Below are 23,364 nucleotides of genomic sequence, written 5' to 3' on the forward strand. Positions count from 1 at the left end.
CGGGCAAGGCCCTTTGCGTGTTCGAGGCTGGCTTGGGCCAGCCTTTTTCCTATGCGGTCTTGAAGCGCTCATAGGCCTTCAGCCAGTCGCTGAAAGTCGTATGAGTGCCGTCAGGCTCGGTCGGGGGAAGGCGAAGAAGCCTGCCTTCTTGCCGAAGTCCTCGATCGAATCATAAGGATAGAGAGCCTTGATCGCCGGGGTCAGCTGTTTGATGGCCTCGATATTGACGATGGCTTGAATGGCATTCTCGGCGAGGCGCACCTGCGGCGCCACGTCGATGCAGCGATTGGCCAGTTCATAGGCCGCATCGACATTGGGCGCATCCTTGGCGATGCAATAATTATCGAGCCAGGCGTAGGTGCCTTCCTTAGGATAGGTGTAGGCGATCTTCTTGCCCTTGTCGGCAGCGAATTTCTGCACCGTCTCCCAACCATTGTAGGTCACGGAGACATCGCCACGCGCCAGCGCATCGGCGAGATCGCCCCAGCTGACTGTCACCGCGCGCGACTGCTTCTTCATGGCAATCAGGAGTTCGATGACCTTGTCGAGCTGTTCAGGTGTCAGAAGAGTCGGAAGCTTGGCATCCGTGGCGATCCGGGCTCCCAGCATCATATTGCCGAGCGGGTCGTCCATCATTCCGACTTTCCCCGTATATTCGGGCTTGAGCAGGTCGATCCAGGCTTCGGGCGGTGTCGGATAGACGGCCGGATCATACATCATTGGCCCCGAGCCCCAGGTGAAGGGCACTGAATGGAGCGTGCCGCCGGGATTCACATTGGGATCATTGCGGAAGAGCGGCATGATCTTGTCCAGATTGGGAACACGCGACGTGTCGATCGGCTGGATCAGGTCGAGCTTGGCGAGCAAAGGGATGTAGCCCATGTAGGGTGTTACGATATCGATCTGGCCAAGACCGCCGGAGCGAAGCTTGGTGATGATCTCGTCATTGTTGCCGATATAGGTGGTATTGAGGGTGATCCCCTTGTTCTTGGCGAAATCATCGAAGGTCACCGGGTCATCATAGCCTTGCCAACCAAGGAAATTGACCGTGCTGGCGGCAAACGCCCGGATCGAGATAAGACCTGCGGCCGCCGCGGCAGCAGCGAAGCCTGTCTTTAGTGCAGAACGCCGCGACAGCGACGGAAAGTTCAGATGGTTGGTATTCATCGTTTCCTCCCTATGTTTTCCAGGATGTTGCCCTGGATGCCAAGTCTTTGCCGCTTGGTGTTGAAATGGATCCGCGTGCGGTCATGCGCTGACGATCCGGTGATGGCGTCGCAGCCAGCCTATCCGCATCTTCTCGCCCGCCCGGCTTGCCGGCATTCGATCCGGCCGGGCATGCACGATCATCTCGCTGCCGCCGCGCACAGCGACCTTGTATTTCACATGCGAGCCCAGATAGACGACATCACGTACTTCGCCGTCGAGAACCATTTCCGCCGTCTCTCCGGGTGCCAGCGCCAGCAGGTTTTCGGGGCGGACGACGACTGAAATTTCGCCATCCACTCCCGCTTCGGAGAACTGGGGCCCCGCTGCGAGGATTACCGTTCCGTTGCTGCGGCGGCCGGGAAGCAGATTAGCCTCACCGATGAAGGTCGAGACGAAACGGGTCTCTGGCGAGGCGTAGATCTCCTGGGCCGTTCCCACCTGCTCCAGCCTGCCATCGCGCATCACCGCGATCCGGTTGGCAAGACCCAGCGCTTCGCTCTGATCATGAGTGACGAAGACGAAAGTGCCGCCGATCTCATGGTGAATGCGGCGCAATTCCTCCTGCATCGCCTGACGGAGCTTGAGATCGAGTGCGGCGAGCGGCTCGTCAAGCAACAGAACTTTGGGGCGCATGACGAGCGCCCGCGCCAGGGCGACGCGCTGCTGCTGGCCGCCCGAAAGCTGGTCGATCCCGCGATTGGCGAGATCGGCCAATTGCACCAGGGCGATCGTTTCGCCGACACGCGCATCGATTTCGCCCTTGGGCATTTTCTGCAGGCGCAATCCATAGCCGATATTCTGGGCGACATTCATGTGCGGAAAGAGCCCGTAGCCCTGAAACACCATGTTGGTCGGTCGCCGCTCTGGCCCAAGCGCGGTTACATCGTTGCCGGCAATCTCGATCGTTCCGGTCGTCGGCGCGACGAAACCGCCAATCATTCGCAAGAGTGTGGTCTTGCCGCAGCCGGAAGGACCGAGCATGGCAACGAAATCACGCGAGTCGATGTCGAGATCCAGAGGCTGAACGGCGGTAAGCTGGCCGTAAACTTTCGAGAGCCCGCGCAAGCGCAAGAGCGGTGGCTGGCGGTCACGGGACGGCGCCCCGTCCAGGCGATCCGTATCTGGCGACAGGCTAAGCATTTTCCGTCTTTTGCCGTTTCAGCATAGACTGGAATCCAGTCGCTGGGCAAATGACTACGGCATCGGGTAGCGCATTCTGTCACGGCGTATGGGCATGGCTCGCTCTTGCAGTACGCCGGGGACTGGGTAATTGTTGCGGACCCGGAATGAAGGCGAGGGCCGAGGTGAGTAGCGAAGATGAAAAACTACCGGATCGTTAACCGAGACGTACGTTGTGTCGTCGATTCTCGCGACAAGATCGGCGAGGGTGTGTTCTGGTGCCCTCAAGAGCAAGCTGCCTACTGGCTCGATGTACCGATGCCCTCGGTATTGCACCGCTTCGTTCCTTCGACCGGGCGGCACGATAGCTGGCCCATGCCAGAAATGATCACCGCCATGGCCAAGCGTGCCGACGGTTCACTCCTGGTTGCCTCGCAAGGCGGTATCAACTTTTTCGATCCCAAGACCGGCAAGCTCAACCGCAAGGTGGCGCCTGAAGCCGATCAGCCGCTCAACCGCAGCAATGACGGCGCTCCCGATGCGCGCGGCCGCTTCTGGATGGGAACGATGATGAACAATCTGGGACCAGCGGGAGAAGATATGCCGATCACCGCGGCAAGCGGCGCCTTGTGGTGCATCCAGCCTGACCTGTCGGCGCGAAAAGTGATCAGCGATATCAAAATCACCAATGGTGTGGTGTGGAATCCGCAATCGAGCGTGCTCTATGTCGCCGACTCGGCGCTCCAGATCATCTATGCCTATGATTTCGACCTCGAGCGGGGAACGGTCGCAAACCGCCGCGAGTTTAGCGCCATAAAGGATCTGGGCTATCCAGATGGTGCTGCGGTCGACAGCGAAGGCTATCTGTGGAGCGCGCGGTGGGAGGGGCATTGCGTGGCAAGGCTTGCGCCTGACGGAACGGTCGATCAGGTGGTTACCATTCCGGCGGTGCAGGTGACATCCTGCGCCTTCGGCGGCGCCGATCTCAAGACGCTTTATGTGACGAGCGCACATCAAGGCCTGCGCCCGGAATTGGCCGCGCGCTATCCGCAGCAAGGAAGTCTTTTTGCCTTCGAGGCGCCAGTGACTGGTCTGCCCCGGCCGCGCTTTGCTGGCTGAAGGCTCCCCGCCGAGCTAGAGCATCGGACCGAAAAGCTTGTGGTCGGACTTGACCCGACCATGCGAAGCGGTTTTCGGGAAATCCGATGCGCAAAACAAAGAGTTAGAGCGCCGCACCGATTCTATGAGAGCGTTTCGGATCGTCCAATCCGAGAAAACTCGCATTATCAAGTACGACCTTGCCATCGATGATCACGATGTAGACCGATTTGGAACGCGAGGAATAGAGCCACGCGCGATTGGTGGCACCGATACATCGCTTCCGGTCGGCTGAGAGTCACCTTTGCTTGGGGTAGGCGGCTGCCAGTGACTTCAGCCTGCCCTGGATCGCTGCTTCGACATCAGCAGGCAAGGACCCAGCAACGCCGCCACCAATTGCATAGGGATGGTCCTGTCGGTTGATGGTATTCTGGTTCTGCCAACCCAATATTGCCCAACCTTGATCAAGCGGGTCTTAAATGCAGTTGATGTCGGCATTGACGATCTTAACCCAGGTCGCTGCAGCGCCCGGCGCCGCGGCGAAACCAACGTCGGAAGGGAGCGAGCCTCAGCAGGAAATGGCCGCCGAACCGCCTCCGGGAAGGCTGGTCGTCGACTCGTCCAAGCATTATTGCGGTCATTGACTAGATGCTGCGCGACACGCACGATTGTTCGCGCGACGGCACCCGCTGCGTAATGGTTGGTAGACATTCCAAGGATGGCTGTCATGAGAACCATATTGAAAACGATACTCCTGGGAACAGGGGTTGCGACTGTAGCCGCCACCCAAGCCCATGCCGGAACCATCACCTGCTCTGCCCAGAGCGGCGCGGAGTGTCAGGTGGGTCGAACGGGCGCAAGTTGTAAAGTATTTGGCGGCGGGCTGGAGAACAGTTTTGTCATTGACACCGACGCCAAGCAGATGAAGTGCAGTCACGGGGGCTGCCTAGGAACGCATCCAATCAGCATTTCACCGTACAGCATATCACCGGGTCCGGTGCGGATCGATATTGCGGTCATTGCTAGCGATAGGCTTCCAACGCAACTCGACATCTCCGTCTCGTGGCCTCACCAGTTCACGGCAACAACTCATCAGGGCACGACGAACGACGGCACTGGCGGTGTCGTCATCGTGAGCGGGTTCTGCACGGGGGACTTCAGTGACTATGGGCAGCAATCTAACTGACCACGAGGCACCTGAAGCTCGGCATCCAGATCGATCGAATCAAGCCGGGCAATCCCCAGCAGAATGGCCGCCATGAACGCAGGCGCCTCACTCTCAAACAGGATACGACAAAGCCAGCCGGCCAGAGCTTCCTTCAGCAGCAGGCCAGATTCGACGACTTTGTCGTTGAGTACAATACTGAGCGCCCGCTATGCCGATCACCGCGGCAAGCGGCGCCTTGTGGTGCATCCAGCCCGACCTGTCGGCGAGAAAAGTGATCAGCGATATCAAAATCACCAATGGTGTGGTGTGGAATCCGCAATCGAGCGTGCTCTATCGCCGACTCGGCGCTCCAGATCATCTATGCCTATGATTTCGACCTCGAGCGGGGAACGGTCGCAAACCGCCGCGAGTTTAGCGCCATAAAGGATCTGGGCTATCCAGATGGTGCTGCGGTCGACAGCGAAGGCTATCTGTGGAGCGCGCGGTGGGAGGGGCATTGCGTGGCAAGGCTTGCGCCTGACGGAACGGTCGATCAGGTGGTTCCCATTCCGGCGGTGCAGGTGACATCCTGCGCCTTCGGCGGCGCCGATCTCAAGACGCTTTATGTGACGAGCGCACATCAAGGCCTGCGCCCGGAATTGGCCGCGCGCTATCCGCAGCAAGGAAGTCTTTTTGCCTTCGAGGCGCCAGTGACTGGTCTGTCCCGACCGCGCTTTGCCGGCTGAAGGTTCCCCGCCGCGGCTTCAGCGAGCTACTCCTTGAGCCCCAATATATTCGTCGTTTTTATCGTCATCGATGCCGGGCGAGGTCAGACTCGGAATTACGCCAACCTCCTCTTGTCTCGTGGTGTACAACAATCGGCGAAATTCTCCGCTGATCCAACCGACAATCTCCAAGTCGGTCCATCTTGCTCTCTCTTGCGCAATCCGGACTGAGCCACATCTATCCTCCCCCGGCAAATTGCAAAGCAACTTGACCGAGTGTGCCGAAGTCCGCGAAAACATCATCGCCGGGAGCGATTTCCAGGGGCACGAGACAGGTTCCGGTCGTGACGATCTGGTTTCTGGCCAGCGTCAGGCCGTGCTGCGACAGCTCGTTTGCCAGCCAGGTGAGCGCGATGCGGGGATCGCCCAGAACATTTGCGCCGATGCCCTCGCGTTCAATTCGTGTGCCGACGCGGCCGACGACCCGGTGTGTCGCGAGGTCGATGTCGCGCCAGATATGTGGAGCCTCGGGCCCCAGCACGAATTGGTGGCCGCAGGCATTGTCGGCGATCAGTTGCGGTGCGCCTACGCGCGTGAAGTCCGTATAGCGTGAATCCGGCACTTCGATAGCGACATGCAGCGCCGCCACGGCGCCGAGCACCTCCTCCTGGGCATAAGCTTCGCCACGCGGCGGCAGATCACGCGACATCCGGAAGGCAAACTCGGCTTCGGCGACACGCATGCGGTTCGGGCCGAGCGTCAGGGTGGCACCGTTGGGAAAGACCCTCTCTGCCAGAAGCCGCCCGGCGAGCGGGCCATCGACTGCGATATGGCGCTGGCCGGCGAGGCTCGTCGCGGCGATCTTCCAGCCGAAGAGCGGCTTGCTGCTCAGGCCTTCGAGATGCGACTGGATCAGATAGCCCTCGGCGCGAGTCTCGGGCCGCAAAGGTAGAGGCAAAGCCTCGAGCGTCGTGCCCTCCTGCCAATGCCGGATCAGAAGGTCCGACGCTTCCTTCGCTTGATCCGGTTCCACGATCTGTCACCCTCACAATCCCGACGACAGGATCATACGCACGCCGCTACCTAAAGAAAGGGCCTGGAGAACAACGACCCCCGACAAAGCAAAATAGCTGTGCTACACCTCCACTGCCTCAATCAGCGAAATGGGGAACCTCATGCCTTACAGGATCGCTGTCGTCGGTATTGGGAAAATTGCCCGCGATCAACACCTGCCTTGCATAGGCAAGAACCGGAATTTTGCCTTGGTGGCCGGGGTCAGCCGTTCTGCCAGGATTGAGGGCGTGCCGACCTTTGAGAACCTTTCGGCCCTCAAAGCGAGCAAGCTCAAGGTGGATTGCGTGGCGCTTTGCACACCGCCGGCGGTGCGCCTGGCGATGGCGCGTGAAGCGACGGACTGTGGCTGGCATCTCCTGATCGAAAAGCCCCCGACACCTACAGTTGGCGAGCTCCTTGCCCTCGAGGCCTATGCCAGAAGGAAGAAGCGCGTGCTCTATGCCACATGGCATTCGCGTTACAACAAGTCGGTGGACATGGCGAAAACCAGGCTCAAGGGCAGGCATGTCGATTTTCTGCGCGTGACGTGGAAAGAGGACGTGCACAAGTGGCATCCCGGTCAAGCCTGGATCTGGCAGCCGGGCGGCTTTGGCGTGTTCGACCCCGGCATCAACGCACTGTCCATCGTAACGAAGATTCTGCCGGAGCCCATTTTCGCCGAGAGCGCCACAATAGAAGTTCCCGCCAATGCCGCTACCCCGATTGGCGCCGACATCCGCTTCAAGCGGGGCGATGGTGCACCCGCAAACCTCTCGGCGGTGTTTGACTGGCGGCAGAAGGCCAGCGAGATCTGGGAAATCGAAGTTGGCACCAGGGACGGCCTGAGACTTCATCTGAAAAATGGCGGCTCAATACTCGAGGTCAACGGCAAAACTGCACACAAAGCTGTGCTGCATGAATATGAGGACATTTACGCCAGGTTCGCACGCCTGCTGAAAGCAAGGAAGAGTGAGGTTGACCCTTCCCCTCTGCAGCTGGTGTCCGATTGCTTCATGCTCGGCAAGCCGGTGGTGGTTGAGCCTGTCAGCTGAATCGAGTGGGCCGCCGACAAGGGATTCGGAACGAAAAGCTTGTGGATGCTATCTCAGTTCCCTGCGACATCTGGATGGCGTCAGCGATAGTCGAGAAGATAGGCCCTGTGGAATCCGAGGCAATTAAAGCAGCCTTACGACCACGATGCTCACTCGAAACTGAACGCATAGCCAATGGTGAGTCCTGTCGCTGTGGCATCCCACTCGCTGTCATAGTTACTATAGAGCTCGCCATAGATCGTGTTGTGCTCATTGGCGTGAAAGCTGAGCTTCGTTGTCAAGCGGGGGGTTTCATAGTCATTGACGGTATTGAAGGCATTGCGATAACGGAAGGTGATGACGTTCCAGGTCACCTGATCACAGATGGCCACGTCGAGGCCGGTGCGAAAGACGTAATAGGCGAAATCATTGTCATCGGTGAAACGCTCGCCAATGCCGGCGCTGCCGAAGAGTGAAATCGGCGAAACGAGGATGTGCTGGTAGCCGAGATTGCCCTCGAGATTCTTCTTATTCGGGTCACCATCTTCCGGCACTTCGATTTCAATAGAGCCATTCACATAGATTCCGCTGTCGAACTTATAAGCGCCTTCAAACTTGAAGATGTTGTTGAGTACGTCGCTGAAGTCGTCGGGGTCGCGTTCGTTCGAATTCTGCAAGCTCAATGTCGTGCTGCCGGCAAGTGCCGATCCGTGCGGCGCCGGCATCGCGGCAAGCATCAACAGACCCAGTGCTGCGGCAAAACGGTACGGACTGAGACTCGCCATCGGTTTCCCCAAATCAACCTGCGTCGTCCCGTTTCGATCTTATCCGATCCGGCAGCCGCGCGCCAATATTGTGATTTGACAGGGGGCAAGCCCGGGAGGCACGTTCCGTTCGGACGACAGCCGTGTCAAGACACCGTTCGGGATGGGAGGCGCGATCGCCTCTCCGTCGGGCAGCAGTTGCGGTCGAAGGAACTGCAAAGCTATATCAATTTCCCGGCGATGCAAATCCGGCAAGTTATAATCTTGAGCAGGCCATGCAGCAGGTCCGGGCAACGACGACATTTTCCGACCGCCGCGCAGCCGTGAAAGTCGCGATGTATCTATTCGTTTGAACGGGACAGCGCAGCATTCAGACGACTAGAAGCCGAAACGAATGGCCCGAACCGCCAATTCGAATTTCCGATTGGAAGTCGCTTGAAAGCAAACGGAGGCATCTCATGAGTATCAATCAGATCGCTTGCTTAACCGTCCTTGCCGGCGCACTCGTTTGGACGACCGGTACAGGATTCGGCCAAGACACGACCAAGAAGCCCCATATCCCGTTGCAAAAGACGATCGGCGAAGTCACCGCGACGGCGCCGGTACCGTCGCTCTTTGTGCTCAACTCCGGCGGCGCAAAACTTGAGGGCAACAAACTCATTCTCACGAACGTGTCGACCAATACGATCGTCTTTGCCGATCGCCCCATTCGCGCGGCCGGGCATGAAATGACCGACCAATTCCTGATGCAGTGGGATGAAGGCAAGAACAGTTTCGCCGTTGATCCGCCCAATGCAACCGTCTCTGTATTGGGCGGCGGCAATGGCAGCGAGGTGATTGATGCGGTGGTGACGATCAAGTCGCCCAAGCTCGAGGGCACCACGCTTACATTCGAGATTGCCTTGCTGGAAGGAAATCTTGATGGCGCCGCTGGACCTGCAGCGCTGTTCATCGATCGCGGTGGCGGAGGACGTGGCGGATTCGGAGGCGGTTTCGGGGGTGACGGTGGATTTGGCGGTAGAGGCGATGGTTTTGGCGGGGACATGGGCGACGACCATGTCGGCGGCGGCTACTGGAATGGCGGCGCCTGGCACAATGGCAATTATTGGCATGCGCCCGAATATCACGGCGCCTGGTATTCGCGTGAAGACAACTGGAATTCAGGGCATTGTGGATACTACCCCAACCCGCCGTGCCCCAACCGGTGACTTGGCGAAGCGTGCCCGCGCTGCACGATGACTTTGCCAAATTGCGTTCGGTCTAGAGCATCGGACCGAAAAGCTTGTGGTCGGGCTTGACCCGACCATGCGAAGCGGTTTTCGGATAATCCGATGCGCAAATCAAAGAGTTAGAGCGCCGGCCCGGTTCTATGTGAACGTCCGGCGCTCTAGCTCGGTGGATCAGCATTCACCCGGCCCGAGGGACGACGGTATCGGCCTGGTCGCGACCCTTGGCGTTGACACACAAGCTGGCGAACGCGATTTCACCATCGGTGATGTAATGGTTGACCTTTGCGGCCTGCAAACGTGAACCGGATTGGTGCAGCGCGACATCCCCGATCACACGCTTTGCCCTCAGCTCACCGACTATGTAGTCGCGCTCGGCATTCGTATCCGCATCGGTGGCATGTGTGATCTGGAACGTCAACCAGGTTAGAGAAAATCCGGTGTCCCTGGTCCCTGCTCCAACCCACAAGACGCGCTCGTCTGGCGACGGCTTGTCCGTATTCATCCAGAAACTCGCGGCACTCATATCATCGTCGGAATGGGCGAGACCAAGGGCCCAGAAACGGATGTGATGGCGCTTGCGAGGGCTTCCGCCGATGGGCTCCTGGAATCCGATATCCTGCCGTCGCCCAAAGAGATAGAGACTGCTGAAAGGTGCGGTAGGATAGGCGGAGTTCACCAGAAACGCTCGTATCATTCGCCACGAGCTTGCCATCCCCAGACGGTCGGCCGTGGACCAGCCCATTGTTGCGAAGGCCTCGCGGAGTTGTTGAAGCGTTCCGATAAGGACGAAATTTACGGGATCGCCGGGCAGGCCATCCCCCGTGATCGTGTATCTGGGGATAAGTCCTCGATGAAGAACTTTCAGGCCCATTCGGACCACGTTCGGCAGGATGACATAAGCGGCCAGGCCATAGGTAAGGCACACCGCCAAAATCCATGGCAGTCGGTTGTCCGCGGTATCGAAAACGACGAAGACGATCAGCCAGACACTGAATACACCCAGACAGAAAACCAGGATCCTCTGGAAAAGGCGCGTCAGCATTCTCACATTGCTTTCTCCCGTCTAGCGCCCGATGAGCTGGGCCGTCGCGCTCTTCGGCTTGGTCTGACGGCATCGGATATTAAGCCGCCAACGATCGATGCGAAACCGGCGAATATTGGGGCTTTCCCGCACGGAGATGAGACGCGACGATCCGAAGCTCGTTTCCTGGCGGGCGGCACGCAAGCTGCCATCGCCGGACAAGCGGAATCTCAGGCGACGATCTCGCGCCCGAAGCGCTCGACGAGAAAGTCGATGAACAGGCGGACCTTGATCGACAGATGCCTGGTCGAGGGATAGACCGCATATAGTGAAAGCGGCGGCGCCCGGAACTCATCGAGGATCGTCCGCAACATCCCGCTCTTCAGCGCGTCCTCGGCGATGAACTTCGGGATCAGCGCAATTCCTCGCCCCTTCATCGCGACGTCGCGAAGAACCTCGGCATTATTGACGCAGAGCGACCAGGCGGGCTGGATCCAATGGTCGCCGTCTTCGCCCGTCAGCTTCCACTGATTGCCCGTCAGAAGAAACCCATAGGTGAGCGTATGATGCTTGCGCAGGTCGTCCGGATGAGCCGGCGCGCCATGCTGCGCGAAATAACCGGGCGATGCGCAGATGACGCGCGGCATCGGCGCGATCTTGCGGGCGATCAGGCTCGAGGATTCGAGCTCGGCGATGCGCAGCGTCACGTCGAAGCCCCCTCCACCGGATCGACCAGGTCGTCGCTGAGCACGAGCTGGAGCTGCATCTCCGGATATCTGGTCATGAAGTCGGCGAGCGCCGGGCCAAGCTTGATCGTGCCGAAGGACATCGGCGCGTTGATGCGTAGGAGCCCCCGCGGCGCGGTCTGCTGGCTCGCGACCGCCTGATCCGCGGCATCGATCTCCGCCAGGATGACGAGCGCGCGCTCGAAATAGAGCTGACCATTCTCGTTCGGGCTCGCATGCCGTGTCGTGCGGTTCAGGAGCTGCACGCCGAGATTCTCCTCCAGATCGGCGATGTATTTGCTGACCGCCGATCTCGACAGCCGCAACTGCCGGCCAGCCTCGGCGAAACTGCCATTTTCCACTACTTTCACGAAGGCCTTGAGACTCGCCACCTTGTCCATCTGAGTTTCCATTGGTTCCAATTCATAGACAGACCATGCGTAAAGGCATGGATTGTCCTCAATTCAAAGCTGCCCGATATGTGCCCCTGAGGCAAGCGCCTTCATTTGGATGAGGAGAAATGAGATGTCGGGCATTCATCACGTCACCGCAATCGCAGGCAATCCGCTGCGGAACTTCGCGTTCTACACGCGCGATATGGGCCTGCGCTTCGTCAAGAGGACCGTCAATTTCGACGACCCGGGCACCTATCACTTCTATTATGGCGACGAGACCGGCCGCCCCGGCACTATTCTCACCTTCTTCCCGTGGGAAGGCGCCCCCGCCGGCCGCCGGGGTGTCGGTGAAACGGAAGAGACCGCCTTCCGGGTCCCGCAAGCCTCGCTCAGCTATTGGACCCGGCGCTTTCAGGAAAAGGGCATCACGTTCGCGACGCCGGAAAAACGGTTCGGCGAATCTGTGCTGACCTTCTCCGACCCGGACGGCATGGCGCTGGCGCTGGTCGGCGTGACGGGCGCGGAGAACGAGCCCGCCTGGAGCAATGGCGACATACCGGCCGAGCATGCGATCCGCGGCTTCCACGGCGTGACGCTTCTGATCGCCGATGCGACCAGGACTGCCAAGGTCCTTACCGACATATTCGGCCTGCGCGAGATTGGGCGCGAGGGCGCCTTGATCCGCTTCCAAGCCGCGGGCGATAAGGAAGGTGGCATCGTCGACATTCGCGAGATGAAGGGCTTGTCGCGCGGCGGGCAGGGCCGCGGCTCGGTGCATCACATCGCCTTCCGCGCCAAGGACGACGCCGAGCAGGTTTTGATGGCCGAGAGGCTCGTTGGCAATCACGGCCTCTATGCTACCGAGCAGAAGGACCGCAACTATTTCCGCTCGGTCTATTTCCGCGAGCCCGGCGGCGTTCTGTTCGAGATCGCCACCGACGTCCCGGGATTCGCGGTGGACGAGCCTGTCGCAACGCTCGGCCGCGATCTGAAGCTGCCGCGTTTCCTCGAGCCCCATCGCCGCGAGATCGAGGGCGTGCTGCCCGAACTTCAAGGAGCCTGACGATGACCGCGAAATCGCCCTTCACCTATCGCTTCGAGCCCGGCAGGCAAGCGGACGCACCGCCTTTGCTGCTGCTACACGCCACCGGCGGCGACGAGAACGATCTGCTCGAGCTCGGAGGGGCGATCTCGCCGGGCTCGGCGCTTCTGTCGCCGCGCGGCCACGTCCTCGAAAACGGCATGCCGCGCTTCTTCCGCCGCTTCGCCGAGGGCAGGTTCGACGAGGAGGACGTGCGCAACCGCGCCGGGGAGCTCGGAGATTTCGTCGCTTATGCGCGGGATCGCTACGGCATCGGCGTGCCGATCGCGGTGGGTTTCTCCAACGGAGCCAATATCGCCGCGGCGGTTCTGCTGACCGCGCCTCGGGCATTGGCCGGAGCCATATTGCTTCGCGCCATGGTCCCGCTGAGCGATCCCCCCAAAGCGGATCTCGGCGGAAAGCCGGTCTTGCTTCTGTCCGGCCGGCACGATCCGATCGTTCCCGCCGACAACGCTGAACGGCTGTCGACGATGCTGTCGGAGGCAGGCGGGAGGATCGAACATCTGATCCTTCCCACCGGCCATCAGCTTTCGCAGACCGACATCGCGCTCGCCCGGGAATGGGTCGCCGACGTAGCGCTCGACGCGGCGGCCTGAAAATACTTCAGAAGGCGTAAGCCGGAAATAGCGGCGGTTGATCAAGCTCCGTTTGCCGCTTGCTCCGGCTGCCCCGTCACGCCTTCCGACCGCGCCACGCGCCGGGACTGGTGCCGATAGTGCCGAGAATACCCGCGTGAAATAGCTCTGATCGCCAAATTTATTCCGGCGGCAGGCCCCGCCAGGCGCGCTCGAGCAGCACCCGGATCCTCGTCGGCTCCACCGGCGCCGGGTTCCAGTAGGGACGCGCGACGATGAGATCGACGGCGCGATCGAGATCGGCGCTTGCGAGTCCCAGATCCTTGAGCGCCAGGGGCGCGTCCATCCGCTTCGCCAGATCATGGAGTGCGGAAGGCGCGTCGGTGGCTCCAAGCGCCCGCGCTATTCTCGCCATGGCAGGCACCGCGGCGGCGCGGTTATAGGCCGCCGCATGCGGCAGGATGACGGCATGCGTCTCGGCATGCGGCAGATTGAAGCTACCGCCCAGCGTGTGGCAGATCTTGTGATGCAGCGCCATGCCGACGGCGCCCAGGGTCGCCCCGCATAACCACGCGCCGTAAAGCGCATCGGAGCGCGCCGCCAGGTCCTGCGGATCCGCATGGATGCGGGGAAGCCCCATGGCGAGCGCTCTGATCCCTTCTTCGGCCATCAGCGACACGATCGGATTGGCGTCCTGCGCATAAAGCCCCTCGACAGCATGGGCGATGGCGTTCAGGCCGCTGGCGACCGAGAGGCGCGCCGGCAGCGAGACGGTCAAACTCGGATCGTAGATGACTGTGCGCGGAAGGACTTTCGGGTCGCGTCCGGTCTTCTTTACGCCATTCTCGGTGATGCCCCAGATCGGCGTCATCTCCGAGCCGGCATAGGTCGTCGGCACCGCGATGATCGGCAGATCGTGCGCAAGCGCGATCGCCTTTCCGAGACCGATGGTCGATCCACCGCCGAGCGCCACGCAGCCTTGAGCCCCTCGCCGCAACGCCTCCTCGCGGGCCGCCTGCGCCTTTTCCAGGGGAACATGCATCACCACCTGATCATAGACGCCGGCGGAGCGATCGCCGAGCGCCGCGGCCACCTCCGCACTCACTTGGCGATGATGGGGCGTCGACAGCACCATGACCTTGGCGAGGTGAAGCCGTTCTATTTCCGCGGCGAGCTGATCGAGGGCGCCGTTTCCAAAGATGACGCGACTGGGAAGCGCCTCATAGATGAAACTGTGCATCACCTTGTCCTTGCGAACCGTGCCCGATCCGCTGTCGGCTCGCTTTTACTGGATGATAGAAGTTCGCAAGGCCAGGCATATCAAACGCGGCCACCCTTCTGATCTAATATCCGTATTTCTTCTTGAGCTTCGCTACCTCTGCAGTGACAGTGTCCCCTTTCTTGAATTTCTTTTCCTGGTCGGTCGTGACATCGCCCAGCCATTTGTCTTCGCCCTTTGTGTTCTTCGTATAGATCTTCTTGCCGAGCTTATATTTCTCACTGCACTGGGCATAACTATCAGTCTTGGACTTGTCGGGTCCGTGCCAGATGCTGTCGAGGCACCAGCTGTTGCCGTTCACCTTCCACGTGCCTTCGGCGAACCAACCGTCGGTTCCCAAGGCGACGAGAATCCCATCGGGCGAAAAATAGTACCTGATGCCCTTGATCGGAGCGAATGTATTTCCCGATAGAATAATGCTGATCTCTTCCGGCGTCATCGGAACGGCGTCCTTGGGTATCGTACCCTTATTTTTCGCATCTGCGGTCGAACAAGCCAAAGTGGCAGCTACGGCGAACAGAATCAGAGTTCGCTTCATCTTCGCCTCCCCATGCTACGGCCCCACAAAGATCATCATACGCGCATATGGGACAACGGCAGCGCTCAACGGGCTCACCATTGATCTCGATCAGACACGGACGGTCTTCTCGCCGCATGTCCCACTTAGAACCCTGACGATCACCCCCGAATGACAATGAGATGATCGGGAAGTTCGTTGAGGTTGAGCGCGCCGGGAGGGAAATGTTTGGAGAGATGCTCGGCGCAACGCGCGATTCCGGTCTCGAGGCCGGCAGCCAGGTCGCCCGCTTTTATCCTGGGGAGTATTTGATCGATGATGACTCGCCATGTTCTTTTCGGCACTTTCTCGCTCACCGCGATATCGGCGACGATCTCGCAGTATCGCTCGAGAAGCGAGACGAAGATCAGCACGCCCGTCCGCGCCCTCGTCGTGTGAATATTGCTCGCCAGGAACTGCGCGGACGCGTGGCGATGGGCATATTTCCGCATCAGCGCGCGCGGCGTGATGTAGTAGCGCAAGGGAGGAATACTGAGCGCCAGCGCCACGACGATGAATGTGACGAGCTGGTAGACGAACACCCAGGCAATCGGCGTGGGGTACCAATGCAAGAACCGGCTCACCAGCGGCAACAGGAGAGGCACAGCCAGGGCCGCGGCCGTCGCGACATGAAGCGGCACATGGAGATAGTCGTCGGAACGATAGGCCACAACCACGACGATCTCGCCGCTGGTGGTTCTTTCGGCGCTTTGTATAGCAGCCTTTATGCGCTCTCGGTCATTGTCGGTGACGATCGTGGTGCTCATGTCTACCAGCTGCCGGAGGCTCCGCCGCCACCTGAACTGCCGCCTCCACCGCCATATCCTCCGCCGAAGCCGCCGCCGCCGCTCCAGCCGCCACCATAGCCTCCTCCAAAGGTACCGCCCGGGCCGGGCACGATAATGATCCCTCGGCCACGTGACGCCTGCGACAGCAAAATCAGGGCAAAGGCGAGAAGCATGAAAATCAGCAGCAGTTCGCCGGGGTCCGGCTCCGACTGGCTTCTTGTCCGCTCGATGATCTCAGCGCCATTCCCGCCGAGCGCCGTGGCAATATCGTCGATACCCGCCGATACACCCGCACCATAGTCGCCGGCCTTGAATCTCGGCAGCATGGCATTGTCGATGATGACTCGCGACAGGGCATCGGTCAGTTCGCCCTCCAGCCCGTATCCGACCTCGATCGAGACATTGCGCTCATTCGGCGCCACGAGCACCAGTACGCCGTCATTGCGTTTTTTGTCGCCGATGCCCCACGATCGAAAGAGCCGATTGCCATAGTCGCGCACGTCGTACCCTTCGAGCGAGCGAACTGTGGCGACGACGACCTGGTGGCCGGTCTTGTCCTGATAGGCGCGCAGGCGCTCCTCGAGGCTTCCCCTGGTCGCCGCGTCGAGCACGCCCGCCCCATCGACCACCGGTCCCGTCAGCGCGGGGAAATTGGGCTCGGCAAGGCTGATAGCCGCCAGAAAGGCAAGCAGAAGACCGCCGAGAACTGCGATGCGTGCTCTCATCGACTATTGCCCTGTCGAGGTCGTCGGTTTCTTGGAGAAATCGACTTTCGGCGCCTGCAGGACCTTGTCCTCGACGGTAAACGTCTCGGCTGGCTTTGCATCGGAGTAGAGGAGCGAAGCCCAGATTCGTCCCGGAAACGTCTTCAGCTCGGTATTGTATACGCGCACAGCCTCGATGTAGTCGCGTCGCGCTACCGCTATACGGTTCTCGGTTCCTTCCAGCTGCGACTGAAGGGCCAGGAAGTTCTGATTCGATTTGAGATCGGGGTAGTTCTCGACGACCGCCAGAAGTCTCGCGAGAGCGGAAGAAAGCTGCGCCTGTGAGTCCTGGTATTTCTTGAATGCCTCGGGGTTGTTGAGGATGTCCGGCGGCAATTGCATTTGCGTCGCCTTCGCCCGCGCCTCCACAACCGAGGTCAGCACATCCTTTTCCTGTTGTGCATAGCCCTTTACCGTTTCCACCAGATTGGGAATGAGGTCGGCACGGCGCTGATATTGGTTCTGCACGTCACTCCAGCCGGCCTTCACTTTCTCTTCGTAAGTCGGAATGTTGTTCACTCCACAGCCAGAGAGGAGAAGGGTCAAAGCGACAAGGACCACCAATCGAATCCGGTTCATTGCCAGCTCCTTGATCAGTGACTCGAAGGGCTCAAAGAAGGAGGGGCCGGAGTTTGTCCGGCGCGGCACCCTCCACCGAGCGACATTACAGCATCGGACCGAAAAGTGCGAAGCGGTTTTCGGATAATCCGATGCGCAAATCAAAGAGTTAGAGCGCCGGATCGATTCCATGTGAGCGTCCGGCGCTCTAAAATATTGCAGGTGGGGTCGCATCCAACTCGTCGCCGGTGGGCGACGAGGCTTTCCCGCGAAGATCGGCCGCACCGCCCTCTCTAGGCGCCGTTCTCCAGCATGTAGTCCCGCGTGACCGGCAGGACGTCGACGCGCCGGGTCAGCTGGAACTGCATCACCATGTGGCCCGCATAGCGGAAGCCCATCTCCGAGCCCGCCAGGTAGAACTCCCACATACGGCGGAACGTCTCGGGATAGAGAGCGGGGATTTCCGGGTCGGCCATGAAGCGCTCGCGCCAATGTTTCAGCGTCTCGGCGTAGTGCAGACGCAGGACCTCCACATCGGTGATCCACAGCCCGGCATCCTCGATGGCCTTTGTTACCTCGGACATGGCCGGCACATAGCCGCCCGGAAAGATGTACTTGTGGGTGAAGGCGTTCGTGGCCCGCGGACCTTCCATCCGGCCGATGCTGTGGATGAGCGCGACTCCGTCGGTGTCCAGCAGCCGGCGAACCGTCTCGAAATAAGCGCGCAGGTTCGGCGCGCCCACATGCTCCAGCATTCCGACGGAGACGATCCGGTCGAAGGAGCCGGCCAGGTCGCGATAGTCCCGGAGCTCGAAAGCGACCCGTTCCGTCAGCCCCGCGGCCGCCACGCGTTCACGCGCCAGGCTGAGCTGTTCTGTCGAAAGCGTGACCCCGGTGACCTTGGCGCCGTAGTCTTTGGCGAGCGTCATGGACATCCCGCCCCAGCCGGAGCCGATGTCCAGCACGCTCTGCCCCTGCGCGATCTTCAGCTTCTCCGCGATATGGGCCTTCTTCGCCGCCTGGGCCTCCTCCAAGGTCATGTCCGGCCGGCTGAAATAGGCGCAGGAATACTGCATGTCTGAATCGAGGAAGCGCCGGTAGAGGTCGTTCGACAAGTCGTAGTGGTGCGCGACATTGCGGCGCGAGGCCAACCGGCCATTGGCCTGCTGGAGGCGTCGCTTGAGCGTCCGCTTGAGGCGCTTTAGCAGCGAGCCGCGCCCCTTGGCGGGCGCCCGGCCTCCGCTGCGGCCCACCATGTCCAGCAGGTCCCAAAGGCCACCCTGCTCGAAGACCAGCTCGCCGTTCATATAGGCCTCGCCAAAGGCCAGCCCCGGATTGAGAGCGATACGACGCAGCGCTTTGGCCGACATGCGCAGAACCACCGGCGCGCCGCTGCCATCCCCGGCCTTGAGCGTACGGCCGCCGGGCAGGCGAACCGTCAGGTCGCCAACCTTGATCATCCTGCGCAGAAAGGACTCGATCATCGGAACCCTGGAGCATCATCCGGAAAAGCGCGAAGCGCGTTTCCGATAAGATCATGCGCAAACAAGAAGATAAAGCGCTATGACGTCTCGCCCTGAAGCTACGGGATAGTTTTAGTCCCAACCGCCGCTCAGCCGGACATCATCGCGACCAGGATCGGTCCCCACGCCGTAAGCAGGATGTTTCCGACGGCATATGGCACGGTGTAGCCCAGAGCCGGAACGCTGCTCTGGGCCTCATCCTGAACGGCGCGAAGGGCGGCAGTGATGGTCCCTGCCCCGGCGCAGGCGCCGAGTACGATGAGTGGGTTCATTTTCAGCACGTAACGACCAAAGAGAATCCCCAGAGTGTGAGGCAGAAGTGCGGAGAGCAAACCGACGAAGACGAGACTGAAGCCGGTCGTCTGCAGCCCAGTAAAGAAGCTCGGCCCCGCGGTGAGACCCACGATACCGATGAAGATGCACAGGCCCAGAGTATCGAATATCCAGACCGCCGGCTCCGGAATGCGGCCGAAGAATGGGTAAACCGAGCGCATCCAACCGAAGACTAAGCCCATGACGAGGGCGCCGCCGCTGGCCGTAAGGGTCAGGGGTATGCCTCCGACCGCCACTGACAGCAGACCCACCAAACCTCCGAGAACGATGCCCAGCCCCACAAAGACCATGTCGGTTGCCGCGGTGGGACGATCAGGATAACCCAGGTACTTTGCCGCTTTCTCGACCTCGGCCACGGTGCCAACCAGACGCATCACATCGCCCCGGTCGACCTTTGTGCGGGGCGCCAGCGGGATCTCGACCCCCGCCCTGGTGAGCCGGGCAAGGAACACCCCGCGGGCGATATCAAGCTGCGATAAATTGGTCAGGGTATTGCCCGCCACTGAGCGTCGCGTCACCACGACATCGAGGGAATCGATCGGGAGGTTCAGAAGAGCCTCATCACTCACTTCGGGTCCGATAACTTCCTCTCCGCGGGTCGCGTGCGCCTCGTATCGGCCCATGACGGCGATAACGTCACCCTCCTTGATAACGATGTCAGGCGCCGAGTCTTTGATTCCATCGTTGCTCCTGACGCGCAGGATAGCAATGCGGACGGCCTTGGGCAGCGACTCCAGCTCCGCGATTGTCTTCCCGATCAGCTTCTTAGTGGTGACCCGATAGGCTCTGACATCGAAGGGTCGCGCTGCCGAGCTGATGCCTTCCTGCATCTGGCCTACCTCACCGCTTTCAGCGCGTTGCCGCGCCGCTTCTTCCCGCAGATTGATGCGCATGAGCTTTGGCCCGATGGTCGGAATGTACCAGACCAGCACGGCCGTTCCCACGAGATAGGTCACGGCATAGGCCACCGGAATATTGTTGATGAGCGCTGCTCTATCCGCATCCGGGATCGCCAGGCGGTTGATGGCATCACCAGCCGTGCCGATCACTGTGGATTCCGAGAACGCGCCGGCCAGGAGGCCGGCAGCCGTGCCGACGTCGTAGCCGAGCAATCGCGCCATTCCGAATGCCGTGAGGAGGCAAGTCACACACACGACAACAGTCAGGATTAATTGCGGCAGGGCGTCGCTCTTCAATCCACGGAAGAACTGTGGACCGACCTTGTAGCCGGTCGTGAACAGAAAAAGATCGAAGAAGACCGTCTTGACGAGCGCGGGGACCTTGATGTCGAGTTGCCCGATCAGGACGCCCGCCAGGAGCGACCCGACGACGATCCCGAGGCTGAAACTCCCAAATTTAAGTCGTCCGATGAAGAATCCAATGGCGATCGTCAGGAAGATCGCAAGTTCGGGATTCTGCCGAAGTGCCGTTGCGATGTAATCCATCCTACGTTCCCCAATGCAGTTCCACTTGGAACTTCAAGGCGTGCCGATGCGAGGATCGGATCGATATGAGAAAGGTCGTTGCGTCGCTCTCCAAGCTATTTCTTTCTCGGCTTCGATGTATTCTTTCTCGGCTTAGATGCGTTCTTTCTCGGCTTCGACGTAGCGCCCGCGTGGCGCAGCTTGTCCGGCCTGATCAGTTTCAGCCCCTTCGCGGATTCGTATCCATGAATCTCCTTGACGTCGAGCTTGCGCATGAAGCCGATCGCGTCTTGCGTCAGCACCTGGCCGGGTACCATGATCGGGAAGCCCGGCGGATACGGAATAACGAAGTTTGCCGAAACCAGATCCGGACCTTTTTCCAGCCGCTTGTTGATTTCAGGACTGTTCAGCGGAACGTACTCGCATGACGATTCGTCATAGGCCATGAAGAAGGCGGTCCGCATGTCGCCTTCATTCGTATGCTTGCCGGCATTGCCCCTGAACGCATCATGGAAGCGGCTGAAGTTCGGAAGATCGGGCACGTCATGCATCAGACTCTTGGTTCGCGCCGCGAAACCCTTGCGCTCGCCCTCGCCGCCGGTCGCGAAACGTTCCTCGATCTCGCCGCAAATCTCGACGAGAACGCGAACGAGATGGGCAATGTCACTGCGCGTATTGTTGATGTTCGATTGCAGCAATACGGAATTTCGCGATGTCTTGTTGACCTGGATGTTGAAGCGGCTTGCCAGCAGGCCCTTGAATTGAGTTCCGTCAAAGCCGGCGTTTCCGCACACAAGGGTCATGCGGGTCGGATCGAGATAGAACTCGTCCTCGCGCATCGACTTGACGATATCGGCCCACGTCGTACCCGGCACCAGATAGTCGACGAAACCGGACTGGCGGAAGACCTCGGGAATCAATTCGTCGGCGCCGAGCACCTTGAAGTATTTCGAGATCACCGGATGCGAGTTGACAATCGCCCTGATCTTCAGGGCAACGGAGATTGCGTTCATGACCAGGCCGTAACCTTCGAGCTCCATCTGGCGCCGGGCCACATCGAGGCTCGCGATCAACTGCTGGTTGGGGCTGGTCGAGGCATGGGTGAATATGGCCTCGTGGAACTGGCTTTCGACGGATCCGAAGTCGACGTCCTTGACCAGCACCATGGAACCCTGCCGTATGGCCGACATGGACTTGTGGGTGGAATTGGTCTGATAGACGCGCAAACGCACCTTGCGTGGATCGGGAACAAGCCGCGTTGTCATCAGCTTTTCGCGCGACGGTTTTGGGCCCATATCCTTCTGCTGTTTTTCATAGGCCGCAACCGAGGCGGGATCCTGCAGCCAGCTTTCGATGGCGGCTGCGGCGCCCATGCCGGTCCGCGGCCTGAGGAAGGGCGACCAGCGCGCGAAGCCCGACCATGCTTCATCCCAAAGGAAGATCAGATCCGGCTTTATGGCGAGGCACTCCTCCATCACCCGCCGCGTATTGTACATGTGGCCATCGAAGGTGCAGTTGGTGAGATCGAGGAGACGGAGGCGGTCGAGGCGGCCCTCGTCACGCAGATCCAGCAGCGCCTTCTTGATGGACTGCAGCGGCACCGCGCCATACATCGAATACTGAGTGAGCGGAAACGCCTCCACATAAAGCGGTTGACCACCGTTGAGCACCAGGCCGTAATGGTGTGACTTGTGACAATTGCGGTCGACAATGACGATATCGCCGGGAGCGACCAGCGCCTGGACCACCATCTTGTTGCTCGTTGACGTTCCATTGGTCACAAAGAACACGTGGTCGGCGCCAAAGGCGCGCGCCGCCATGTCCTGGGCTTTCTTGATGTTGCCTGTCGGCTCAAGAAGGCTGTCGAGGCCTCCTGTCGTGGCGCTGCTCTCGGCCAGAAACAGGTTGATGCCGTAGAACTCGCCCATGTCGCGGATCCATTCCGACTGGAACACCGATTTGCCTCGCGCGATCGGCAAAGCGTGAAATGTGCCGATCGGGCGCTGCGCATAACGCTTCAGATTGTCGAAGAACGGTGTTTCAAAGCGCTTCTGAATTCCCTCCAGAACCGCCAGGTGAAGCTCCAGCAGCTCTTCCACGGCATAGAAAATCCGCGTGGCGCAGGCGGCCGCGGGATCGGAAGCGAGTTTCTCGACGGCGCGGTCGGTGGTCACATAGATGTCGAGGTCCGGGCGGAGATTCTTCAGGATGCCTGCTAGCCTCAAGGCGGAGGCGTCTGCCGCCAGGGTACCCATCGTCTGGTCGAGGATGCGGCGCAATACCGGCGCGTCGTGGCTCGATCTGAAGGGCACGCCTTCTGCGACGATGACGGCAAGAATCTGCGGGTTCACAATGGCCGCGCACAGCGCGTCTTCAAAGCTTCCGACAATGACCGGTTCGTAGACGAAAGAATCCTCCACTCTGCGCAACCGGCGCAGTTCGGCGCTCAGCACCGCCCAGCGCGAAGGCGGCTGCGGCGTGACGAGCAACACTTCGAAATAGGGCCGCCGTGCATCGCGCCCGGCAATCACGCTCGGCAGCAATTCCGGCAGTGCATCGCCGCTCTCCCCCGCCTGATCGGTTTCCACCTGATGCGAATAGGCCTTCGTGAGAATCGCATTCGCGAACCGGCTGACAAGCTCGGCGGTCGCGCCGGCATCGCCGGCGGCGATCTTTTCGCGCAGACGGCTCATCAGCCGCACGCCCGGATAGGCGTGGAATTCTTCGATGACGGAAATATCGCCCAGGCTATCCTCGACGGCAGCGCGGCTGCCCTGACCTGACGCCCACTGTTGAGCGGCAGTCAGCACCTCGCGCCAGCGATCCGAACGTGCCGACTGCATGGCTAAGAAGTTGTCGATCCTATCCGCGGTGGCCATTGCTACTCCCTCCAGATCCAAGCGATTCATGTTTCCAACGAACACCGTGGCGGGGTCAGAGTGTCAT

The 23,364-nt window shown here is 60.2% G+C and carries 20 protein-coding genes and 2 pseudogenes; 8 read left to right on the forward strand and 14 right to left on the reverse strand.

Annotated elements, in window-relative coordinates; all coding sequences use genetic code 11:
- Positions 1 to 78: 78 nt before the first annotated feature.
- Complete coding sequence (locus G5V57_RS02685) at positions 79 to 1,167, reverse strand: PotD/PotF family extracellular solute-binding protein (RefSeq protein WP_165166077.1); 1,089 nt, start codon at positions 1,165 to 1,167, stop codon at positions 79 to 81.
- 81 nt (positions 1,168 to 1,248) lie between these two features.
- Positions 1,249 to 2,349, reverse strand: a complete 1,101-nt coding sequence (locus G5V57_RS02690; RefSeq protein WP_165166078.1) for an ABC transporter ATP-binding protein — start codon at positions 2,347 to 2,349, stop codon at positions 1,249 to 1,251.
- Between the two features lie 177 nt (positions 2,350 to 2,526).
- Between G5V57_RS02690 and G5V57_RS02695 the strand changes: the two genes are divergently transcribed.
- From G5V57_RS02695 to G5V57_RS02710, 4 genes and pseudogenes are all read left to right on the forward strand, one after another.
- Positions 2,527 to 3,447, forward strand: coding sequence for an SMP-30/gluconolactonase/LRE family protein (locus G5V57_RS02695; RefSeq protein WP_165166079.1), 921 nt, complete (start codon positions 2,527 to 2,529; stop codon positions 3,445 to 3,447).
- A gap of 706 nt (positions 3,448 to 4,153) precedes the next feature.
- A complete protein-coding gene (locus G5V57_RS02700) occupies positions 4,154 to 4,612 on the forward strand; it encodes a hypothetical protein (RefSeq protein WP_165166080.1) in 459 nt (152 codons plus the stop codon).
- A gap of 11 nt (positions 4,613 to 4,623) precedes the next feature.
- Positions 4,624 to 4,869, forward strand: a pseudogene (locus G5V57_RS02705) (integrase core domain-containing protein); the annotation flags it as partial.
- Positions 4,870 to 4,890: 21 nt separating this feature from the next.
- Positions 4,891 to 5,319 (forward strand): SMP-30/gluconolactonase/LRE family protein, encoded by a 429-nt coding sequence (locus G5V57_RS02710; protein ID WP_165166081.1) that lies wholly within the window; start codon positions 4,891 to 4,893, stop codon positions 5,317 to 5,319.
- A 217-nt stretch (positions 5,320 to 5,536) separates the two neighbouring features.
- On the opposite strand, the gene G5V57_RS02715 is transcribed toward G5V57_RS02710, so the two are convergent.
- Positions 5,537 to 6,334: a 2-keto-4-pentenoate hydratase gene (locus tag G5V57_RS02715; protein ID WP_165173783.1), complete on the reverse strand. Its 798-nt coding sequence runs from the start codon at positions 6,332 to 6,334 to the stop codon at positions 5,537 to 5,539.
- 139 nt (positions 6,335 to 6,473) lie between these two features.
- On the opposite strand from G5V57_RS02715, the gene G5V57_RS02720 reads away from it, so the two are divergent.
- Complete coding sequence (locus tag G5V57_RS02720; protein ID WP_246737499.1) at positions 6,474 to 7,403, forward strand: Gfo/Idh/MocA family protein; 930 nt, start codon at positions 6,474 to 6,476, stop codon at positions 7,401 to 7,403.
- Positions 7,404 to 7,552: 149 nt separating this feature from the next.
- On the opposite strand, the gene G5V57_RS02725 is transcribed toward G5V57_RS02720, so the two are convergent.
- Complete coding sequence (locus G5V57_RS02725) at positions 7,553 to 8,167, reverse strand: hypothetical protein (protein ID WP_165166083.1); 615 nt, start codon at positions 8,165 to 8,167, stop codon at positions 7,553 to 7,555.
- Between the two features lie 437 nt (positions 8,168 to 8,604).
- Between G5V57_RS02725 and G5V57_RS33940 the strand changes: the two genes are divergently transcribed.
- Positions 8,605 to 9,354 carry a hypothetical protein gene (locus G5V57_RS33940; RefSeq protein WP_206530186.1) on the forward strand — a complete coding sequence of 250 codons (750 nt, stop codon included), beginning with the start codon at positions 8,605 to 8,607 and terminating at the stop codon, positions 9,352 to 9,354.
- A gap of 199 nt (positions 9,355 to 9,553) precedes the next feature.
- Here G5V57_RS33940 and G5V57_RS02740 read toward each other — a convergent pair whose 3' ends face one another.
- Positions 9,554 to 10,417, reverse strand: a complete 864-nt coding sequence (locus G5V57_RS02740; RefSeq protein WP_206530187.1) for an LssY C-terminal domain-containing protein — start codon at positions 10,415 to 10,417, stop codon at positions 9,554 to 9,556.
- Positions 10,418 to 10,626: 209 nt separating this feature from the next.
- Positions 10,627 to 11,522 (reverse strand): annotated as a pseudogene (locus G5V57_RS02745) (LysR family transcriptional regulator).
- Between the two features lie 124 nt (positions 11,523 to 11,646).
- On the opposite strand from G5V57_RS02745, the gene G5V57_RS02750 reads away from it, so the two are divergent.
- Entirely contained in the window at positions 11,647 to 12,579 is a 933-nt protein-coding gene (locus tag G5V57_RS02750; protein ID WP_165166086.1) for a ring-cleaving dioxygenase, read from the forward strand.
- Between the two features lie 2 nt (positions 12,580 to 12,581).
- Positions 12,582 to 13,214: an alpha/beta hydrolase gene (locus tag G5V57_RS02755; RefSeq protein WP_165166087.1), complete on the forward strand. Its 633-nt coding sequence runs from the start codon at positions 12,582 to 12,584 to the stop codon at positions 13,212 to 13,214.
- Between the two features lie 160 nt (positions 13,215 to 13,374).
- Here the strand turns inward: G5V57_RS02755 and G5V57_RS02760 are convergent, their stop codons facing one another.
- From G5V57_RS02760 to G5V57_RS02795, 8 genes are all read right to left on the reverse strand, one after another.
- Positions 13,375 to 14,436 (reverse strand): maleylacetate reductase, encoded by a 1,062-nt coding sequence (locus G5V57_RS02760; RefSeq protein ID WP_206530188.1) that lies wholly within the window; start codon positions 14,434 to 14,436, stop codon positions 13,375 to 13,377.
- Between the two features lie 100 nt (positions 14,437 to 14,536).
- Positions 14,537 to 15,010, reverse strand: coding sequence for a DUF995 domain-containing protein (locus tag G5V57_RS02765; RefSeq protein WP_165166089.1), 474 nt, complete (start codon positions 15,008 to 15,010; stop codon positions 14,537 to 14,539).
- A gap of 140 nt (positions 15,011 to 15,150) precedes the next feature.
- A complete protein-coding gene (locus tag G5V57_RS02770) occupies positions 15,151 to 15,795 on the reverse strand; it encodes a TPM domain-containing protein (RefSeq protein ID WP_165166090.1) in 645 nt (214 codons plus the stop codon).
- A gap of 2 nt (positions 15,796 to 15,797) precedes the next feature.
- Complete coding sequence (locus G5V57_RS02775) at positions 15,798 to 16,541, reverse strand: YgcG family protein (RefSeq protein WP_165166091.1); 744 nt, start codon at positions 16,539 to 16,541, stop codon at positions 15,798 to 15,800.
- 3 nt (positions 16,542 to 16,544) lie between these two features.
- The gene (locus G5V57_RS02780) at positions 16,545 to 17,159 is read right to left on the reverse strand and encodes a LemA family protein (RefSeq protein ID WP_165173784.1); all 615 of its coding nucleotides are present in this window, start codon (positions 17,157 to 17,159) and stop codon (positions 16,545 to 16,547) included.
- 272 nt (positions 17,160 to 17,431) lie between these two features.
- The gene (locus G5V57_RS02785; protein WP_165166092.1) at positions 17,432 to 18,622 is read right to left on the reverse strand and encodes a cyclopropane-fatty-acyl-phospholipid synthase family protein; all 1,191 of its coding nucleotides are present in this window, start codon (positions 18,620 to 18,622) and stop codon (positions 17,432 to 17,434) included.
- 128 nt (positions 18,623 to 18,750) lie between these two features.
- Positions 18,751 to 20,439: an aspartate-alanine antiporter gene (aspT, locus tag G5V57_RS02790; protein ID WP_165166093.1), complete on the reverse strand. Its 1,689-nt coding sequence runs from the start codon at positions 20,437 to 20,439 to the stop codon at positions 18,751 to 18,753.
- 95 nt (positions 20,440 to 20,534) lie between these two features.
- Positions 20,535 to 23,297: a decarboxylase gene (locus G5V57_RS02795; RefSeq protein WP_246737500.1), complete on the reverse strand. Its 2,763-nt coding sequence runs from the start codon at positions 23,295 to 23,297 to the stop codon at positions 20,535 to 20,537.
- Between the last annotated feature and the right edge of the window lie 67 nt (positions 23,298 to 23,364).

The organism is Nordella sp. HKS 07 (genome assembly GCF_011046735.1).
In the GTDB taxonomy this organism is placed as follows: domain Bacteria; phylum Pseudomonadota; class Alphaproteobacteria; order Rhizobiales; family Aestuariivirgaceae; genus Taklimakanibacter.

Bases quoted from the DNA above. Each gene is read 5' to 3' on its own strand.
- G5V57_RS02780 (WP_165173784.1), bottom strand. From the start codon at position 17,159: ATGAACCGGATTCGATTGGTGGTCCTTGTCGCTTTGACCCTTCTCCTC.
- G5V57_RS02720 (WP_246737499.1), top strand. From the start codon at position 6,474: ATGCCTTACAGGATCGCTGTCGTCGGTATTGGGAAAATTGCCCGCGAT.
- G5V57_RS02685 (WP_165166077.1), bottom strand. From the start codon at position 1,167: ATGAATACCAACCATCTGAACTTTCCGTCGCTGTCGCGGCGTTCTGCA.
- G5V57_RS02750 (WP_165166086.1), top strand. From the start codon at position 11,647: ATGTCGGGCATTCATCACGTCACCGCAATCGCAGGCAATCCGCTGCGG.
- G5V57_RS02775 (WP_165166091.1), bottom strand. From the start codon at position 16,541: ATGAGAGCACGCATCGCAGTTCTCGGCGGTCTTCTGCTTGCCTTTCTG.
- aspT (WP_165166093.1), bottom strand. From the start codon at position 20,439: ATGGATTACATCGCAACGGCACTTCGGCAGAATCCCGAACTTGCGATC.
- G5V57_RS02755 (WP_165166087.1), top strand. From the start codon at position 12,582: ATGACCGCGAAATCGCCCTTCACCTATCGCTTCGAGCCCGGCAGGCAA.
- G5V57_RS02795 (WP_246737500.1), bottom strand. From the start codon at position 23,297: ATGGCCACCGCGGATAGGATCGACAACTTCTTAGCCATGCAGTCGGCA.
- G5V57_RS33940 (WP_206530186.1), top strand. From the start codon at position 8,605: ATGAGTATCAATCAGATCGCTTGCTTAACCGTCCTTGCCGGCGCACTC.
- G5V57_RS02695 (WP_165166079.1), top strand. From the start codon at position 2,527: ATGAAAAACTACCGGATCGTTAACCGAGACGTACGTTGTGTCGTCGAT.
- G5V57_RS02740 (WP_206530187.1), bottom strand. From the start codon at position 10,417: ATGCTGACGCGCCTTTTCCAGAGGATCCTGGTTTTCTGTCTGGGTGTA.
- G5V57_RS02770 (WP_165166090.1), bottom strand. From the start codon at position 15,795: ATGAGCACCACGATCGTCACCGACAATGACCGAGAGCGCATAAAGGCT.
- G5V57_RS02785 (WP_165166092.1), bottom strand. From the start codon at position 18,622: ATGATCGAGTCCTTTCTGCGCAGGATGATCAAGGTTGGCGACCTGACG.
- G5V57_RS02690 (WP_165166078.1), bottom strand. From the start codon at position 2,349: ATGCTTAGCCTGTCGCCAGATACGGATCGCCTGGACGGGGCGCCGTCC.
- G5V57_RS02725 (WP_165166083.1), bottom strand. From the start codon at position 8,167: ATGGCGAGTCTCAGTCCGTACCGTTTTGCCGCAGCACTGGGTCTGTTG.
- G5V57_RS02710 (WP_165166081.1), top strand. From the start codon at position 4,891: ATGGTGTGGTGTGGAATCCGCAATCGAGCGTGCTCTATCGCCGACTCG.
- G5V57_RS02700 (WP_165166080.1), top strand. From the start codon at position 4,154: ATGAGAACCATATTGAAAACGATACTCCTGGGAACAGGGGTTGCGACT.
- G5V57_RS02765 (WP_165166089.1), bottom strand. From the start codon at position 15,010: ATGAAGCGAACTCTGATTCTGTTCGCCGTAGCTGCCACTTTGGCTTGT.